Genomic DNA, 16,156 nt, shown 5'->3' with positions numbered 1-16,156 from the left:
ACCTCAACCGGAGTTGAGGTCACAGACTGCCGGCATCCCCCACGAGGCGCGCGGCATGAACCTGCTGACCACACCGGACCTCAGCCATGGCCTGCTGGAACTGTTCAATCCACCGGGCCTCTACGATCCTTCGGCCAACGGCTACTCACACGTGGCGGTGGTGCGCCTGCCGGCACGGGTGATCCATGTCGCAGGGCAGGGTGGCGAAGATGCCCAGGGCCGCCTCTCGCCCAGCTTCGAAGAACAGGTCGGGCAGGCGCTGGACAACCTGCAGACCGCGCTGCGATCGGCGCAGGCAACCCTGGCCGATGTGGCGCGGCTGCGCATCCTGGTGGTCGACCACGATGAGGACCGGCTGGGCATCATTGCCCACCAGGTGCGACGGCGCTGGCCGAACCGCGCGGCGCCCACCTGCACGCTGATCCCGGTGCCGCGACTGGCGTTGGACGGCATGCTGTTCGAGATCGAGGCGGAGGCCTACGCTGCCTAGCGCAGGTAGTACTCCACCGGCACCACCAGTTCCTGCGGTGCCTTCAGTTCATCGGGAATGGGCGGCAGCGGCTGCGCGCGCCGGAAGGTCTGCAGCGCAGCGTCATCGAGCATCGGCTGGCCACTGGACTGCTCCAGCCGCAGCGCCAGCAGGCGACCTTCGCGGTCGATGCTGGCCCTGACCCAGGCAGTGCCCTGCTGCCGGCGCGAGCGCGCGGCGGCAGGGTAATAGCGGTAACGCTCCAGCCGCGCCATCAGGCGGGCTTCCCACTGGTCGCTGGCGGCGCCGGCCTGGAAGTCCGCCGGTGGCGCGTCTGGAGCGGGCGGCGCGGCCGTGATCGATGCCGGTGCGGGACTTGCATCGGTCGCGGCCGCAGGCGGGGCGACCGGCAGCGGCTTTCGACCCGTCCCGCCCGTTTCGCTGGCGGCCAACTCGCCCTCGCGCGCGGCGGTGGGCTTCGGTGGTGGCGGCGACTTTGTCGGTTGCGATGCACGCGCCTGCTGCGCCTGGCTGGGGGTATCGGCCTGGCGCTCCTCTACGGGCTGTGGCGGCGTGGCCGGTGCCAGCAGGCGCAGGCTGATGCGCACGTCCTGCTCCGGCGGTGGCAGCATCGGCGGCATTGCAACCCAGTGCACCAACAGCAGCAGGGGCAGCAGGTGCAGGACGACGGTGATCACGATCGCCTGCCAGTGTTGGCCGCGCTCACTCATCGCCCAGCACCCACAGCAGATCGGCATCAGCAGCACCGACGGTTTCACCCGGCGAGGCCAATGCGATCACCAGCGCAGGCGTATCCGGTGGCAGGTAGCCCGGCACCCCGGTGCCGCGCAGCACATGCCAGCGACCGGCTACCAGCAGCGCGGGTGCGGGGGCTGCGGTCAGCACCTGTGCCATGCGCGTGTCGCGGGCCTGTTGCACGGCCAGCATCCCTTCCAGCATCGGTGCCGCGTCTGCGTGCTGGGCCAGAACCACATCCGACAGGCGTTGGCGGGCGGCGGGCACCGGGAACCGCACTGCATCAGCGGACGCCAGGTGGGCGTTGACCTCGACGCGCGCGAGATTGCCGCCGAACAAGGGGATGCCGGCAGCGGTGGCGTCCTGCACCAGCCCGCCGTAGGCGGTCCACGGCCATCGTGTATCCCAGCCCAGCAGCTCCTGCAGGCGTGCACCGTCGGCATGGTTGCCCTTGGCCAGCCAGCGCTGCACCCGCTGCAGGCGCGGCTGGCGTTCGCTGGCAATCATCTCCAGCACCAGCGCGCCTTGTGGACGCTGCTGCTGCAGCGCGTGCAGCAGCCAGCGCTGGGCAGCGTGGTCACCGGCCAGGTCGTGGCGTTCGCCCAGCAGCAGTCGCGGGGCGTTCGCTGCGCGCTTCACGAACGCAGCTTCGTCCAGGGTCTGGCCGCTGGCGAGGTCCAGCACCTTGCCGGGCATCGGCTGCGCGCTGGCCATTGACGCGAGCGCGAGCAGGCACAGCGGCAGCCAGCGACGGCTAGAACGCCACATTGACGCCCATCGAGACGGTACGGCCACGGCCGTTGCCGCGGTCCAGGATCGGGCTGAAGATGCTGTCGATCGAGGCATTGTTGTCATAGGCCTTGTTCTGCAGGTTTTCGATGTTCAGCCACAGCGTGGTGTTGGCCTGCGGCTTGAAGCTGGCGTAGAAGTCCAGCAGCACGCCGGTGCCGCCGGTCTTGCGGGTCTGGAAGAAGTCGTAGCCTTCCTCGGTCGGGCCGGAGTACTCGGCGCGCAGGCCGGCCTGCACGCGCTGCTGCCACCAGCGGCCGCCGACGTCCAGCGTCCAGTAGCGGTCGGGCAGGGCGGTGATGTCTTCCAGGTTGACGAACTCGATGGCCGGCGCGCTGGTGCGCGAGCGGGTCCAGCTCAGCGTGGCGTGGTAGTGCTCGCTGGCGTAATGGGCTTCCAGTTCGATGCCGCGCATGCGCACCACGCCGGGGTGGTTCATCCAGCGCGTGGTGGCGCTGAAGTCGTCGGCGTCCAGCACATCGGTCCAGGCATTGAGCTGCGGATCGCTGTCGATCGGCACCACGAACGGTTCCACTTCCGGCGGATGCACGATCAGCAGGTACTGCGGCTTGATGTAGTCGCGGATGCGGTTGTCGAAGCGGGTGACCCGCAGTTGTGCCAGGTCACCGTCGACCAGCAGCGAGTCGGTGCTGAGGTTGGCGCCGAACTGCAGGTTGCGCGAGCGCTCGCGGCGCAGGAACGGATTGGCGCCGATGCCGTCGGCGACGCTGGCGTCCTCCAGCGGGATCTTCTCGAAGAACATTTCCTGCACGCGCGGCGGCCGCGACGTGCGCGAGACCTCGGCGAACAGCTGCAGCCAGTCGGTGGCCTGCAGTGAAACCGCCAGGCTCGGGCTGAGTGCGCGCTCTGTGCGACGCACGTCGATGTCGCCGCCATTGATCTCCGCGCACTGGCCGGGCACATCCGAGCACACCGGGATGTGACCACGGATGCCGAAGCGGTCCTGGCGCAGTCCTGCGGTCAGGGCATAGATGTCGTACTGCAGCTCCAGCGTGCTGAACGCACTGTCCAGCTGGCTGCGACCCTGCGGGTTGGCACCGCGCAGGATGGGCGTATCGGCCACATAGATGTCCGATTGGTGCTTGATGCCGGTGTTCCAGCGCGCCTGCAGTGCACCGATGTCGAAGCGGCTGGTGTTGTCCACGGTCCAGCTGCTAAGGCTGCTGTGGGTGCGGCGGCCGATGTAGCTGGAGTCCTCCACCGGCGGGTAGAACAGCCGGGTCTTGTTGCTGGCGAAGGTCGCACGCAGGTCGATCCACGGCGAATAGGGTGTGTAGTGGTAACTGGCGCGCTGGTTGCGCGCGGAAATCTGCCACGGATAGTTGTGGTAGAAGTCGTTTTCGTAACGCATGTGGCTCAGGTCCAGCCGATGCTGGTCGCTGGGCTGCAGGCGCGCCTTCAACAGCCAGCTGCTGGGTTGCTGGCTGCCCGGGTCGGCGTTGTTCTTCTGCCCGCGTGCGGTCGCGTATTCGCTGCTGCGGCTGCTGCTGGCGGCGGCCAGCAGGCCGAACTGGCGGTCGCCACCCTCTTCGCTGTGGCGCCAGGCACCGGCGAAGGTACGGCCACTGCCGTAGCCGTTGTTGCCGTGGCGGTAGCCCGCACGCAGGCCCCAGTCGCGCCCCTCGCCGAGCAGATCGTCGATGTCCAGCGTGCGGAAGTTGGCACTGCCGGCCAGCGTGCCGGCGCCATCACCACCGGCGACCGCACCGCGCTGCACGTCCACGCCGGCCAGCAGGAACGGATCGACGTAGGCGAACGGGCCACCCGATCCATGGCCGGCGTTGTTGCGGAAGGTCTGGGTGACACCGTCGATCATGGTGTTGACCCGGCCGGCACCGGTCATGCCGCGGATGTTGACCTGCAGGCCCGGCTGGCTGCGCGAATGGAAGCTGTGGGTGCCGGGCATCGAGCGCAGCAGGCTGTTGCCTTCCTGGCGTTCGGCCATCGCCACGCGCTCGCTGCCCACCGAGGGCGCAAAGCCATCGCGGGTGGCCGGTACATATTGACTGGCGCCGGCACCCGGTGCCTGACCGTGTGCGGTAGTACCCTGCACCCGCAGCGGGCCAGTGCGACGGCTGCCATCGGCGCGTTCAGCCGGTGCCGGCTCCAGGGCGGCACGACGCGCATCGACGAAGCGCGGGCGCAGGCCGCTGCCTGCCAACAGGCGCGACAGGGCCTGCGCATCGTCGAAGTCACCGCGCAGCGCAGGCGCCGAATGGCCAGCGGGCAGCGCCGCGCCGATCACCAGATCGACGCCGGTCAGCCGGCTGTAGGCGTCCAGCGCGGCCGCCAGCGGTTGTGCGGGCAGATTGTAGGTACGGGTAGCGGTCTGTGCGTGGGCACTCCCGGGCAGCAGCGGAAGGGCACTGGTACAGGCCAGCGACAGGGCGAGGACAAGGGGGCGGGGGCACAGCATCGGGGGCTCCAGGGGCTGACGCAGAGCGTCGTCATCCTGGGTAGACGCAGCCGCAGGCCGGATGTCAGGGTCCATCACGCTGTTCCCTGCGTGGCGGCAGCCACACCTGTATGCCCGCGCCGAGGCGCAGCACGCGCACCTGCAACTGAGTGGCCAACTGGTCGCGGTTGCCGGCCGCACCGTCGGCACTGCCAAGCAGGGTGACCGGCTGCTGGCGCAGCTGCTCGCCGACGACCCACGTGTGCCCGCCATGCCAGCGGTCCAGGCCCTGCGTGACGTCGGCCAGTGGGGCCGAGACCCAATGCAGGCGCCGCTCGCGCCAGGCCAATGCTCCGGGGGCGGTCGTTGTTGCATGGGCTGTTGCCTGCCCATCGAAGCGCAGCTGTTCGCCGTGGTCAGCCAGCATGCTGACGTTGCCGCTGTCCACGCGCACGCGATGCTCGGTAACGGTGACCACGCTGCTGTTGCCCTGCACGGCAAGATCGAATGCGGTCCCCAGTGCAGTGACGGTGCCCTGTGGGGTATGCACCTGGAAGGGCCGGTCGGCATCGGCGGCGACCTGGAACCAGGCCTGGCCGCGCTGCAGCTGGAGCTGGCGGCGCTGCCCATCGATGCGCACCTTCACTTCGCTGCCGGGTGACAGCAGGACATGCGAGCCATCCCGAAGGGTCTCCTCGCGGATCTCGCCAGCGGCCGTTCGCAGGACCTGCGCTACGGGCGGCGACACATGGCGGCTGTAGAGACCCAGCGCGCACAGCAACAGAACCGCAATGCCGGCTTCGCGCAGGCGACGGCGTTGCCTGCGCTGCTGTTGCCGCTGCAGGCTGGGCAGCGTCGCACCGGCCTGCCACAGGTGTTGCAGATGCTGGTACTGCGCAGCATGGCGGGGGTCGGCCTGGTACCACTGCTCGAACGCGTTCTCGTCGCGGCCACCGTCGTGCCCGTCCAGCCACCAGCGTGCAGCTTCGCGCGCGATCGCGTCCAGGCTCATGCGCCGGGCACCTGCTGCAGGGCGACCAGTGCGCGCAGCAGATGGCCATGCGCGGTCTGCCGGCTGATGCCGAGCTGGCGCCCGATCTCGGCCAGCGCCAACTGTTCAACCCGCGCCAGCAGGAACACCTGGCGCGAGCGCGGTGGCAGCGCGGCGATGATCGCGTCGAGGTGGCGCAGCTGTTCGGCGTCGAGCAGTCGCTGCTCGGGCAGCGGCGCAGGATCGGCGATGGCATGCAACTGCGTGTCATCCAGCGCTTCTTCGCGACGGCGCTGGCGTTGCCGGTAATGGTCGGCAATCAGGTTGTGGGCAACACGGTACAGGTACGCGCGGCCATTGCTCAGCAGGCCACTGGCGGCGACCTTGACGACACGCAGCCAGGTTTCCTGGACGACGTCATCGGCGTCGCTGCGTTGCGGGAGTTTGCGGCGGACATGGGCGTGCAGCGGCCGGTAATGGGCCGCGCACAGCTGCGCGACATCCGTCGGTTCGACAGGCGTGGACACGGGGCGGGCGACAACTGGGAAAGGGAACAGCCCGCGGCGGCAAGGGCAGCGGCTGCACCTTACAGCAAAAGAGAATCATTTGCATCAACGAGGCGGGCGGCGGACGATGCGCAGCCAGCCGCGGGGGTCATCGTGGGGGGTAATCGCAGTGGATCTGCAGCGCTTCGGTGGGGTTGTGATGCAGCTCGAAGCCGCAGTGCTGCAGGCTGCGCTTCGCTCGTGCGACCGGCTCGGCATACCGGGCGATGCGGCGGTGCTGCCAGCGCGGCGGGGTGAACACGCCCAGGGGCAGCAGCCGCAGCCGCTTGCCGTGCAGTACCAGTGAGACATCGACATGACGGCCATCGATGTCGTGGCCGTTGGCGCCGAAGATGGCGTCGACTTCATCCCGGCGCTGCGGATAACAGGCACGGAAGAGGGTGATGCCGAGCCCACGCACCAGGCGGCGGAAGCCACCGAGACGGCTGTGGCTGGGTTCGAAGCCACGGGTGAGCAGTAGCCGCAGCCCCACAGGCAGCATTGCCTGCGCGTCGAGCAGGCGTTGCAGTACCTCTTCTTCCAGTTGGATGCGGGTGGAGGGCCAGCGCGGGGCGATGAGCAGTCCGTGGTGGTTGCCGCGTTGCAGGGTCAGCATCGGTGAAGCTTCGCACGCGGCCGAACAGCCGGGGTAGTGCCGGCCGCTGGCCGGTAGATTCGAATGCCGGCCAGCGGCCGGCACTACCGTGACGATCGTCAGAGATCGCGGTACTGGATCTGCGAAGCCAGTACGCGCAGGCCGTCGGCATTGCTGGACAGGATGCGCTCTTCGCCAACACCTTTCTGCCGTTTCAGCTGGAAGCCCTGATCCGCAGGCAGTTGTGCGGCGATGGCGTCCATGCGCTGCAGGGCATCAGGGCCGCTGCAGTCGAAGTGGCCCCAACAGGCGCCATCGCGGTGGATCTGCAATCGATAGTTCATCGCGGTGTCTCCGGCAGGTCCTGCAGCCAATGGTCGAACATCGCGGTGGCGGCCGCGGCCAGTGGTGCGCCATAGCGACGCGCCTGCGCGCGCAGGTCGTTGGGATCGATGCCGGCCTGGGCCAGCTCCAGCGTGTGGCCGACCAGCCAACGCTCGAACTGGCGGGCGTCCAGTTCCGGATGGCATTGCAGGGCCAGTGCGTGGTTGCCGATGGCGAATGCCTGGTGACGGCAGGCCGGCGTGCTGGCCAGGCGGCGTGCACCGGCCGGAAGCTCGAACGCCTCACCATGCCAATGCAGTACCGGAATGCCCTGCAGGGCCTGCAGCGGTGAACGCTGGCCTTCATCGGTCAGCAGCAGTGGCGCAAAGCCGATCTCCTTGCCGCCACTGGGAGCGACACTGGCACCGAGTGCACGGGCCATCAGCTGTGCACCCAGGCAGATGCCCAGGGTTGGCCGCTGCTGCTGCAGCCGGCGCTGCAGCAGGGCGATGCTGTCGGTGACGAAGGGGTAGGTCGCTGTGTCATTGGCACTGATCGGGCCGCCCAGCACCACCAGCAGGTCGGTCACTTCGGCCGGATCGAGCGCATCGACGCCGGCCTGCAGCACCTGCAGCTGCCAGCCTTGTGCCAACAGCAGAGGCTGCAGGGTGCCGAGGTCTTCAAAGGCAACGTGTTGCAGGACAACCGCGTGCTTCATGCCGGGGCTCCGCTGTTCGGCCAGTAGAAGCTGTCCGGGGTGGCGCGGGCGCCGAAGATGGCCTGGCCGACGCGGACCACGGTGGCACCTTCCTCGATGGCCACTTCGAAATCACCGGACATGCCCATCGACAGTTGCGACAGGTCAAGGCCGGGCGGGGCGGTGCGTTGCAGCTGGTCGCGCAGTTCGCGCAGGCGCACGAAGCAGGCGCGCACGCGCTCGACGTCGGGGGTGAAGATGGCCAGGGTCATCAGGCCGCGCACACGCAGGCGATCGAAGGCCGGCAGCTGCTGCACGAAGGCCTCGACCGCGTCGGGTTCCAGTCCGTACTTGCTCGGCTCGGCCGAGGTGTTGACCTGCACGAACACATCCAGCGTGCGGTCTTCCAGTTGCAGGCGCTGCTGCAGGGCCTCGGCCACGCGCAGGCTGTCCAGCGCCTGGAACTCGCTGGCAAAGCGCGCTACGTAGCGCGCCTTGTTGGTCTGCAGATGGCCGATCACCGACCAGTGCACGCCCAGGTCGGCCATCGTTTCGGCTTTGCGCTGCGCCTCCTGCACCTTGTTCTCGCCCAGTTCGTGGCAACCGGCGGCCACCGCCATGCGGATGCGGGCGTCATCGACGGTCTTGCTGACCGGCAGCAGGCGCACGCTGGCCGGGTCCCGGCCGACGCGCGCACAGGCATCGGCGATGCGTTGGCGCACCGTGACCAGGTTGGCGGCGATCTGTTCAACGGACTGGGCGACGGGCCAGTCGGCAGCGGCAAGGGGCATGCGGGCACCTCCAATGCAGGATGGCCAGGGTGGGATACACTGGCACAGGACAAGATATATTTTGGCATAGGACAAAATGAAAATCACCGGACATAGCGCCGAGTCGATCTTCGACAGCATCCGCGACGGCATCGGCAAGGGCCGCCTGCCGGCCGGCAGCGTGCTGCCGCCGGTGCGTGAACTGGCCGAGCAACTGGGCGTGAACCGCAACACCGTGGCCGCTGCCTACAAGCGCCTGGATGCGGCGGGCCTGGCCAGCACGGCGGGCCGCCGTGGCACGGTGGTGCGCGGATTGCCGCCGACGCTGGCGCGCGAGGGCAGTACGCCCGGGCTGGCGCTGCAGGACCTGGCCGGTGGCAATCCGGATCCGCGCCTGCTGCCGAACCTGCGGCTGGCCCCGGCCGCGCCGCGTTTGTACGGCGTAGGCACGGTCGACCCGAGGTTGCAGGCGCTGGCAAGGGCCTCGCTGGATGCGGACTGCCCGGAGGGCTATGCGCTGGAGCTGACCCATGGCGCGGTTGATGGCATCGAGCGCCTGCTGGCGGCGTGGTTGCTGCCAGGAGACCGCATCGCGGTGGAGGATCCATGCTTCCTCGGTAGCCTCAATGTGCTCAATGCTGTGGGCCACGCGCCGTTGCCGGTGGCTGTGGACGCGCATGGCATGCAGGTCGATTCGCTGCGGCAGGCGCTGGAGGCCGGCGCACGCGCGGTGCTGCTGACCCCGCGGGCACACAACCCGACCGGGGCCAGCCTGGATGCGAAGCGGGCACGGGCGTTGCGGCAGTTGCTGGCGGCCTACCCGCAGGTGGCGGTGCTGATCGACGATCACTACGCGCTGCTCTCGCAGCAGGCCTATCACTCAGTGCTGCCGCTGGATGGCCGGCGCTGGGCGCTGCTGCGTTCGTTGTCCAAACCACTGGGTCCGGACCTGCGGCTGGCCTGGCTGGCCTGCGATGAGGAGACCGCATCGCGGTTGCGGCTGCGATTGGCGTCCGGCACCGGCTGGGTCAGCCACCTGCTGCAGGATGCAGCGACTTCGGTGCTGGCGTCGGCAACGCAGCGGGCGAAGATCGCCTCGGCGGGTGAGCGTTACCAGCAGCGCCTGCAGTCGCTACAGGAGCTGCTGCGCGCGCGTGGCATACCGACGCCGCAACCGATGGAAGGATTGAACCTGTGGCTGCCGTTACGGGCCGACAGCCACCCACAGGTGCTGGCGCTGGCTTCGCGCGGATGGCATGTGCGCGCCGGCGAAGTGTTCGCGGTGGCGGCACCGGGCTATGGTCTGCGCATTACCTGCGCGGCGCTGGGATCGGCGCAGCTGCGGCAGTTGGCCGATGACCTGGCGGCGGTGTGTGGTTTTTAGCGTCGGCCATGCTCGGCTTTGCTTCGCCTTTGTAGAGCCGAGCCATGCTCGGCTGCTGTTGGTAGAAGCAGTCGAGCATGGCTTGTATGTTCCTCCCGGCTCCTACGCGGTATGTAGGAGCCAGGGTGGAGGGACCGTCAAGCATGCATCTGCGGATACTAGCCGACAGACGAGTCGAGCGATCCCCATCCCGCACACGAACGTCGATAAAGGATCGTACGGCCCCCAAAGGGGATCGTCGATGTAGGCAAGCTAACGTCGGTGCGGTACCACCCCAGCCCCTTAAAGATAGCTGGGAGCCGTACAAATGTCTGATTCTCTCGATATTGGCGTGGACGTGGACTCCAAGGAGTTCGTGCCGGCAGTGGCCGACCGCAAGGCCGGCGACAGGATCGCCAACACCCAGGCCGGCATAGCCAAGTGGCTCAACACCTTGCCCCAGCGATGTCGGATTGGCATGGAGGCGACGGGGCGGTACTACGAGTTGTTGGCTCGGATGGCTGGCCAGGCAGGCCACGTTGTCTATGTGATCAATCCACGTCTGATCAAGTACTACGGCCGGGCGACGGGCTCGCGTGGCAAGACGGACGCCATGGACGCCGAAGCGATCGCCCGGTACGTGAAGAAGGAGAACGATCGCCTGCGTGAATACGTACCGCGTACCGACGAGCAGCAGCAGATGCACGATTTGCTGCGCAAGCGGCAGACGCTGGTAAAGACACGCGCGCGCCTGGAGCAATCCTTCGGGGTAAGCAAAAGTGCCCCCGGGGAGCTGTCAGATCTGTTCTGCGCTCTGGCTGGGACGCTGTCCGAGCTGGAAAGCGAACTGCAGCGCTTGGGTCGCGATGGAGAGCATGGCACGCTCTACAAGCGCCTGTTGACCATCCCTGGTATCGGCCCCGCCGTCGCCGCTCACCTGATTTACTACATGACGCGCTGGCCGTTGGCCAACGCCAACGCGTGGATCGCCTGCACCGGCCTGGATCCCCGGCCTAACGAGTCTGGCGGAAGAACGGGACGGCGTCGGCTGTCCAAACAGGGCGCGCCAGTGCTGCGCCAGATGCTCTACATGGCCGCCATGGGGCTCAAGCGGTGTCGTCGGGGGCAACCGCTCTACGACGAGCTGTCAAAACGCGGTCACCCCAGCACCGCCGTCTTCAACATCCTGGCCAGAAAGCTGGCCAGGATCGCCTGGGGTGTCTTCAAAAGCGGCCGGGACTTCGATCCGGCCATGCTGAAGGTGGGTCAAGCCTGCTTCCAGCAGGCTTGACCACGAACATAGGATCTCGACTCTACAAAAGCAGATCAAGGCGCGGCGTTGGCGCCCGGGCGCACGTAGTAGGACTGGCCGCTGTCATCGACGAACATCAGCTCCGGCTTGCCCTGCCAGGAGGTGAGCATGGCGCCGGTGTTGTTCTGGTGCTTGACCATCAGGCTGGCGCCACGGTCCGGATTGGCGACGACCTTGAACACTTCGGTGGTGCCGGTGGCATCGTCCAGGGTCAGCAGGGCTTCGCCGCCGCGGTCGCTGGTGCCGTAGCCGCCGCGTTCGGAGCCGTCGGGGCCGAGCAGGATCAGGCCGGACAGGGCGGTGGCGCGCGGCCCCTGGGTGCGGCCCTGGCTGAGCGGATCGGGAACCGGTGCGCCGAGGATCACCCGCGGTTGGCCGCTTGCATCGTGGATGATCAGCCCGCGTGCCTCGATGATGCGCTGTGGCGATTGGCTGCGATGCAGGTTCCAGGCGGTCCAGCCGGAAACAAGCAGGGCGAGGGTCGAGACCACCAGGGTGGTCAGCAGCAGCGCACGGGACATCGGGTCGTCCTTCCTTGGATGTGCCGACGATAGCGGATGCGGACCGGCAATGGCCAGTTCGTTGTGTGACGTTGTGTATCGTCAGTGGAAATCGCGACTGTGGCTGCGCAGTCCCTGCAGCAGTTCATCCAGGCAGTGCATGCGCTGCACGATGACGTGCTGCACGCCATCGACGCGTTCCAGGCGGCCATCGATCTGCATCAGCTGGGTGTCGACCAGCACCCGGTGCTGGCGATCGGCCAGGTGCCGCCAGACCACGGCGTTGATCATGCCGGTCTCGTCTTCAAGGGTGAGGAAGGTGACGCCACTGGCGGTCTGCGGGCGCTGGCGCATGCGCACCAGGCCGGCGATGCGCACGCGCCGGCCATGGCCGTGGGCAGCCAGTTGTGCGGCATCCAGGCAGCCACGGCTGCGCAGTTGCGCGCGCAGGAACGAGATCGGATGGCGGCCCAGCGTGGTGCCGGTGCTGCGGTAATCGGCCTGCATGTCTTCCCAGGCGCTGGGCAGGGGCAGTGGCACGCGGGCTTCGGTGGTGGCGCGGGCCTGGTCGAACAGCGGCAACCGGTTTTCCACGCCGGAGATATCCCAGCGCGCACGATGGCGATGGCCGCTGAGCCCACGCAGCGCCCCGGCATCGGCCAGCAGGCCCTGCTGGCGGCGGTCCAGAGCGGTACGCTGGCACAGGTCACCCACATCGTCGAACGGGCGCCGCGCACGTTCACGCATGATGGCCTGCACGGCGGGCTCGTTGCAGCCATCGACCAGGCGCAGGCCGAGCCGGATCGCGGCCGGCCCCTTGCTGAAATCCAGCGTGCAGTCCCAGTCGCTGTGGCGCACGTCCACCGGCAACACGCGGATGCCATGCCGGCGCGCATCCTGCAGCAGCTGGTCGGGGCTGTAGAAACCCAATGGCTGGCTGTTGATCAGGCTGGCGGTGAACGCGGCCGGATAATGGCACTTCAGCCAGCAACTGTTATAGGTCAGCAGGGCGAAGCTGGCGGCGTGACTTTCCGGAAAACCGTAGTCACCGAAGCCCTTGATCTGTTCGAACAGGTGCTCGCCGTACTCGCGGCTGAAGCCGTTCTTGAGCATGCCGGCCAGCAGCTTCTCGCGATGCGGTTCCAGGCCGCCACGGCGCTTCCACGCCGCCATCGAGCGGCGCAGGGCATCGGCCTGGCCCGGCGTGTAGCCGGCCGCTTCCACCGCCAACTGCATGACCTGTTCCTGGAACAGTGGCACGCCGAGGGTGCGCGCGAACACGCGTTCCAGCCGCGCTGGATAGAGTGGATTGTCTGGATCGTTCAACGCGTCCGGTCCCTGTTCACGCAGGATCCGCCGCCGCTCAAGGTAAGGATGGACCATGTCACCCTGGATCGGGCCGGGGCGCACGATCGCCACTTCGATCACCAGGTCGTAGAAGGTGCGCGGCTGCAGGCGCGGCAGCATCGCCATCTGCGCGCGCGACTCGATCTGGAATACGCCGATGGTGTCGGCGGCGCAGATCATGTCGTAGGTCTTCGTATCCTTGGGAGGAATCGCATCCATGCGTCCTTCGTGCAGGCCATGCTGCTGCAGCATGGCCAGGCACTTGCGGATGGCGGTGAGCATGCCCAACGCCAGGCAGTCGACCTTCATCAGGCCGGTGGCATCGAGGTCGTCCTTGTCCCACTGGATGACGGTGCGGTCGGCCATCGCTGCGTTCTCCACCGGCACCAGGGTTGACAGCGGATGCTCGGAAATCACGAAGCCGCCCGGGTGCTGCGACAGGTGGCGCGGGAAGTCGATCAGTTCGGTGGTCAGCGCCAGCAGTCGCCGCATCAGCGGGGTTTCCGGATCGAAGCCGCGCTCGCGCAGGGTCTCCGGCAGCGGCACATGGCCGCCCCAGTGGTCCATCGCCGCGCCCAGTTCGTTGACCTGGTCCATCGGCAGGCCAAGCGCACGGGCCACGTCGCGGATCGCGCTGCGGCCACGGTAGCTGATCGCCACCGCGGTCAACGCCGCGCGCTCGCGGCCATAGCGCTTGAACACGTACTGCAGCACTTCCTCGCGGCGCTCGTGTTCGAAGTCGATGTCGATATCCGGTGGTTCGTCGCGCTCGGCGGAGATGAAGCGCTCGAACAGCAGGTTGCTGCGTGCCGGGTCGATCTCGGTCACGCCCAGTACGAAGCACACCGCGGAGTTGGCCGCCGAGCCACGACCCTGGCAGAGGATGTCCTGGCTGCGCGCGAAGCGCACGATGTCCTGCACGGTGAGGAAGTACGAGGCGTAGTTCTTTTCCCGGATCAATGCCAGTTCGTGCTCGATCTGTTTGCGTTGTGCCGGTTCGATGCCGCCTTTCCAGCGCCACGGGATGCCGCGCTCGACCAGCACGCGCAGCCAGCTGTCCGGGTCGTGGCCCTCGGGCACCAGCTCGCGCGGATAGGTGTACTGCAGCTGCTCCAGGGTGAAGTGGCAACGCTCGGCGATGCGCAGGGTCTCGGCCAGCAGTTCGGGCGGATACAGCTGGGCCAGTGCGGTACGCGGGCGCAGGTGGCGCTCGCCGTTGGGAAACAGGCGCCAGCCGGCCTCGGCCACGCTGCAGCGGTGGCGGATGGCGGTCAGTGTGTCCTGCAGGGCGCGGCGGCGGCGCACGTGCATGTGTACATCACCACTGGCCACCAGCGGCAGGTGGTGGCGTTCGCCGAAGGCCTGCAGCTGCTGCAGGCGACGCGCGTCGTCATACTCATGGTGCAGCTCCACCGCCAACCACAGGCGATCATCGAAGCCGGCGCGCAGCAGTTCCAGATCGGTGGCGGCCGGTTGCCGGTCCAGCCACAGGCACAGCAGGCCCTCCGGCAGGCCGAGCAGGTCCTCGCGCAGGCAGCGGTATTCGCCCTTGGCCGCGCGCCGCCGGCAGGTGGTGATCAACTGGCACAAGCCGGCGTAGGCGGCCTGGTCGGTGCACAGCAGGGCCAGTTTCGGGCCGTCCTCGACCTGGAATTCGGCACCGACGATCAGCGCCACGCCATGCGTCTTGGCGGCCTGCCAGGCGCGCACGATGCCGGCCAGCGAGCATTCGTCGGTGATCGCCAACGCGCGGTAGCCCTGGCCGGCGGCGCGCGCGAACAGTTCCTCGGCGATCGAGGCGCCACGCTGGAAACTGAAGGCCGACAGGCAGTGCAGTTCGGCGTAGCCGGGCAGTTCGCTGTGCATGGCGGCTCAGCCGAACCAGCCGTGCAGCATCCACGGGGCATGTGGATCGTTGCGGTCACGGAAGGCCCAGCCGCGCTGGCCATGCGCGGTTTCCACCACGTAGTAATCGCGGCGCGCATCGGCCTGGTCCCACCAGCCCGATTCGATCCGCTCCGGCCCGGTGACGATGCGCAGGCGCGGATCACGCAGCGGTTGTGGGGTGTCCAGCAGCCAACCGGGGCGCAGTGGCCAGTATGCCGGTGGCTTGGCCGCAGGCTGGGTGCCACTGGCGCGTTCGGGGCGATGGTCGGCCTGTACGGCCAGCGGCTGCACGGCGTCATCGCCCAGCCGCGCCCGCAGGCGCTCGCGCAGCTGGTTCCAGGGCATCGCCTGTGCCGGCCGGGTATCGAAAAGATCCCGCGCAGCGGGCACGAACGGTGGCAGCTGTTCGGCCTGCAGGCGCAGTGCGCGGCTGCCAGCGGGCAGGGCGAACGCTTCCATGCGGTTGCGTGCGATCTCGAACAGCAGTGCGGGATCGCGCTCGGGTGCCAGCAGGCCGATGGTCAGCACGCTGGCCGGCAGCAGGTCATGCTCGAAATGCAGGTCGAAGCGCTGCACGCCGCCATCGCGCGAACACAGGAATGCGGCCAGGTCCAGCAGCAGGCGACGCAGCGGGAACAGCAGGGCCTGGCTGGATTCGATCTCGTATTCGAATTCGATGCGCGCATCGAAACGATCCGGTGGCTGGTAGTAGCGCAGTGGCGCGGTGGGCAGGCCACGCAATGCGTCCAGCTGCTGCAGCACCTCGGGGGCGAAGCGCCGGGCCAGGCTGTCGCGCGGCAGTTCGAGCACCGCACCCAGCGTGCGCAGACCGGAACGACCGAGCACGGTCACCGCTTCGCTGGGCAGGCCGCAGCGCGGCAACGGCAGCTGCGCCAGTGCCGCTGGCAGCTGCTGCGCATCGATGCCGAGGCCGTCGTGGACGTTGGCCAGCACGCGCGCGGCATGCGCCGTGGGTGCGGCCACCAGGCGGTGGCGGAAACCAAGCTCATGCAGTTCGCCGCGCAGGCGCTTTTCGATCGTCAGCCAGTCACCGAACAGGGCACGGCTGGCGCCGATCTCCATGACCAGCGCGTGCGGAAAATCGAGGCTGACCTGCGAGCTGTAGGCGTAGGCCCAACTGGCCAGCAGCTGCCGGGTGTGCTGTTCGGCGTTCGGGTCGTAGTCGTGCAGGTACATGTCCTGCACCAGCACCTGTGCGGCCGACAGCAGCATGCCCGGGCGCAGTCCCGCTGCGCGTGCCGACGGGCTGACCGCTCGCAGCACGCGGCGCTGCGCCGGCCCCTGCAGCAGCACCAGTGGCCGCTGCGGGTCCGGCTGCAGGCGCAGCACGCTGTCCAGTGCCAGCTGCGGCAACAACAGGCAGGCCCAGTGCAT

15 protein-coding genes are annotated in these 16,156 nt (G+C 68.1%); 3 read left to right on the top strand and 12 right to left on the bottom strand.

Going from position 1 to position 16,156, the window contains the following annotated elements; translation table 11 throughout:
• The first annotated feature begins 55 nt into the window (after positions 1–55).
• Entirely contained in the window at positions 56–490 is a 435-nt protein-coding gene (locus ACZK5G_RS13180; protein WP_423175162.1) for a RidA family protein, read from the top strand.
• Here ACZK5G_RS13180 and ACZK5G_RS13175 read toward each other — a convergent pair.
• From ACZK5G_RS13175 to ACZK5G_RS13135, 9 genes are all read right to left on the bottom strand, one after another.
• Entirely contained in the window at positions 487–1,200 is a 714-nt protein-coding gene (locus ACZK5G_RS13175; protein WP_049398426.1) for an energy transducer TonB family protein, read from the bottom strand. The genes ACZK5G_RS13180 and ACZK5G_RS13175 overlap by 4 nt on opposite strands.
• Positions 1,193–1,993, bottom strand: a complete 801-nt coding sequence (locus ACZK5G_RS13170) for a ChaN family lipoprotein (RefSeq protein ID WP_478463672.1) — start codon at positions 1,991–1,993, stop codon at positions 1,193–1,195. Before ACZK5G_RS13170 ends, ACZK5G_RS13175 begins: the two co-directional genes overlap by 8 nt.
• Positions 1,980–4,451, bottom strand: coding sequence for a TonB-dependent receptor (locus tag ACZK5G_RS13165; protein ID WP_478463671.1), 2,472 nt, complete (start codon positions 4,449–4,451; stop codon positions 1,980–1,982). The genes ACZK5G_RS13170 and ACZK5G_RS13165 overlap by 14 nt, the downstream gene beginning before the upstream one ends.
• A 64-nt stretch (positions 4,452–4,515) precedes the next feature.
• Entirely contained in the window at positions 4,516–5,442 is a 927-nt protein-coding gene (locus ACZK5G_RS13160; protein ID WP_032129372.1) for a FecR family protein, read from the bottom strand.
• Entirely contained in the window at positions 5,439–5,948 is a 510-nt protein-coding gene (locus ACZK5G_RS13155; RefSeq protein ID WP_032129371.1) for an RNA polymerase sigma factor, read from the bottom strand. The genes ACZK5G_RS13160 and ACZK5G_RS13155 overlap by 4 nt, the downstream gene beginning before the upstream one ends.
• Before the next feature lie 127 nt (positions 5,949–6,075).
• Positions 6,076–6,582 carry a hypothetical protein gene (locus tag ACZK5G_RS13150; protein ID WP_478463669.1) on the bottom strand — a complete coding sequence of 169 codons (507 nt, stop codon included), beginning with the start codon at positions 6,580–6,582 and terminating at the stop codon, positions 6,076–6,078.
• Between the two features lie 98 nt (positions 6,583–6,680).
• Positions 6,681–6,905 (bottom strand): hypothetical protein, encoded by a 225-nt coding sequence (locus tag ACZK5G_RS13145; RefSeq protein ID WP_149908558.1) that lies wholly within the window; start codon positions 6,903–6,905, stop codon positions 6,681–6,683.
• Positions 6,902–7,603, bottom strand: coding sequence for a glutamine amidotransferase (locus ACZK5G_RS13140; protein ID WP_121503550.1), 702 nt, complete (start codon positions 7,601–7,603; stop codon positions 6,902–6,904). Before ACZK5G_RS13140 ends, ACZK5G_RS13145 begins: the two co-directional genes overlap by 4 nt.
• A complete protein-coding gene (locus ACZK5G_RS13135; protein WP_423175170.1) occupies positions 7,600–8,373 on the bottom strand; it encodes a YggS family pyridoxal phosphate-dependent enzyme in 774 nt (257 codons plus the stop codon). Before ACZK5G_RS13135 ends, ACZK5G_RS13140 begins: the two co-directional genes overlap by 4 nt.
• Positions 8,374–8,449: 76 nt before the next feature.
• On the opposite strand from ACZK5G_RS13135, the gene ptsJ reads away from it, so the two are divergent.
• On the top strand, positions 8,450–9,736 hold the full coding sequence (ptsJ, locus tag ACZK5G_RS13130) for a MocR-like B6 salvage transcription factor PtsJ (protein WP_478463666.1): 1,287 nt from the start codon (positions 8,450–8,452) through the stop codon (positions 9,734–9,736).
• A 364-nt stretch (positions 9,737–10,100) separates the two neighbouring features.
• On the top strand, positions 10,101–11,006 hold the full coding sequence (locus tag ACZK5G_RS13125) for an IS110 family transposase (RefSeq protein ID WP_478463664.1): 906 nt from the start codon (positions 10,101–10,103) through the stop codon (positions 11,004–11,006).
• Positions 11,007–11,041: 35 nt separating this feature from the next.
• Here ACZK5G_RS13125 and ACZK5G_RS13120 read toward each other — a convergent pair whose 3' ends face one another.
• From ACZK5G_RS13120 to ACZK5G_RS13110, 3 genes are all read right to left on the bottom strand, one after another.
• Entirely contained in the window at positions 11,042–11,548 is a 507-nt protein-coding gene (locus ACZK5G_RS13120; RefSeq protein WP_012511394.1) for a hypothetical protein, read from the bottom strand.
• Between the two features lie 81 nt (positions 11,549–11,629).
• Positions 11,630–14,740, bottom strand: coding sequence for an error-prone DNA polymerase (locus ACZK5G_RS13115; protein ID WP_478463662.1), 3,111 nt, complete (start codon positions 14,738–14,740; stop codon positions 11,630–11,632).
• 6 nt (positions 14,741–14,746) lie between these two features.
• Positions 14,747–16,156 carry a Y-family DNA polymerase gene (locus ACZK5G_RS13110; RefSeq protein WP_065724546.1) on the bottom strand — a complete coding sequence of 470 codons (1,410 nt, stop codon included), beginning with the start codon at positions 16,154–16,156 and terminating at the stop codon, positions 14,747–14,749.

It is taken from the genome of Stenotrophomonas sp. 62841_Sma (genome assembly GCF_056482945.1).
This window is presented reverse-complemented; position numbering and strand designations above follow the sequence as displayed.

What these genes read in the sequence shown, in the direction of transcription:
- ACZK5G_RS13135 (WP_423175170.1), bottom strand. Translation starts at nt 8,373, where the DNA reads ATGCCCCTTGCCGCTGCCGACTGGCCCGTCGCCCAGTCCGTTGAACAG.
- ACZK5G_RS13175 (WP_049398426.1), bottom strand. Translation starts at nt 1,200, where the DNA reads ATGAGTGAGCGCGGCCAACACTGGCAGGCGATCGTGATCACCGTCGTC.
- ACZK5G_RS13145 (WP_149908558.1), bottom strand. Translation starts at nt 6,905, where the DNA reads ATGAACTATCGATTGCAGATCCACCGCGATGGCGCCTGTTGGGGCCAC.
- ACZK5G_RS13110 (WP_065724546.1), bottom strand. Translation starts at nt 16,156, where the DNA reads ATGCACTGGGCCTGCCTGTTGTTGCCGCAGCTGGCACTGGACAGCGTG.
- ACZK5G_RS13170 (WP_478463672.1), bottom strand. Translation starts at nt 1,993, where the DNA reads ATGTGGCGTTCTAGCCGTCGCTGGCTGCCGCTGTGCCTGCTCGCGCTC.
- ACZK5G_RS13165 (WP_478463671.1), bottom strand. Translation starts at nt 4,451, where the DNA reads ATGCTGTGCCCCCGCCCCCTTGTCCTCGCCCTGTCGCTGGCCTGTACC.
- ACZK5G_RS13120 (WP_012511394.1), bottom strand. Translation starts at nt 11,548, where the DNA reads ATGTCCCGTGCGCTGCTGCTGACCACCCTGGTGGTCTCGACCCTCGCC.
- ACZK5G_RS13115 (WP_478463662.1), bottom strand. Translation starts at nt 14,740, where the DNA reads ATGCACAGCGAACTGCCCGGCTACGCCGAACTGCACTGCCTGTCGGCC.
- ACZK5G_RS13160 (WP_032129372.1), bottom strand. Translation starts at nt 5,442, where the DNA reads ATGAGCCTGGACGCGATCGCGCGCGAAGCTGCACGCTGGTGGCTGGAC.
- ACZK5G_RS13150 (WP_478463669.1), bottom strand. Translation starts at nt 6,582, where the DNA reads ATGCTGACCCTGCAACGCGGCAACCACCACGGACTGCTCATCGCCCCG.
- ACZK5G_RS13180 (WP_423175162.1), top strand. Translation starts at nt 56, where the DNA reads ATGAACCTGCTGACCACACCGGACCTCAGCCATGGCCTGCTGGAACTG.
- ACZK5G_RS13140 (WP_121503550.1), bottom strand. Translation starts at nt 7,603, where the DNA reads ATGAAGCACGCGGTTGTCCTGCAACACGTTGCCTTTGAAGACCTCGGC.
- ptsJ (WP_478463666.1), top strand. Translation starts at nt 8,450, where the DNA reads ATGAAAATCACCGGACATAGCGCCGAGTCGATCTTCGACAGCATCCGC.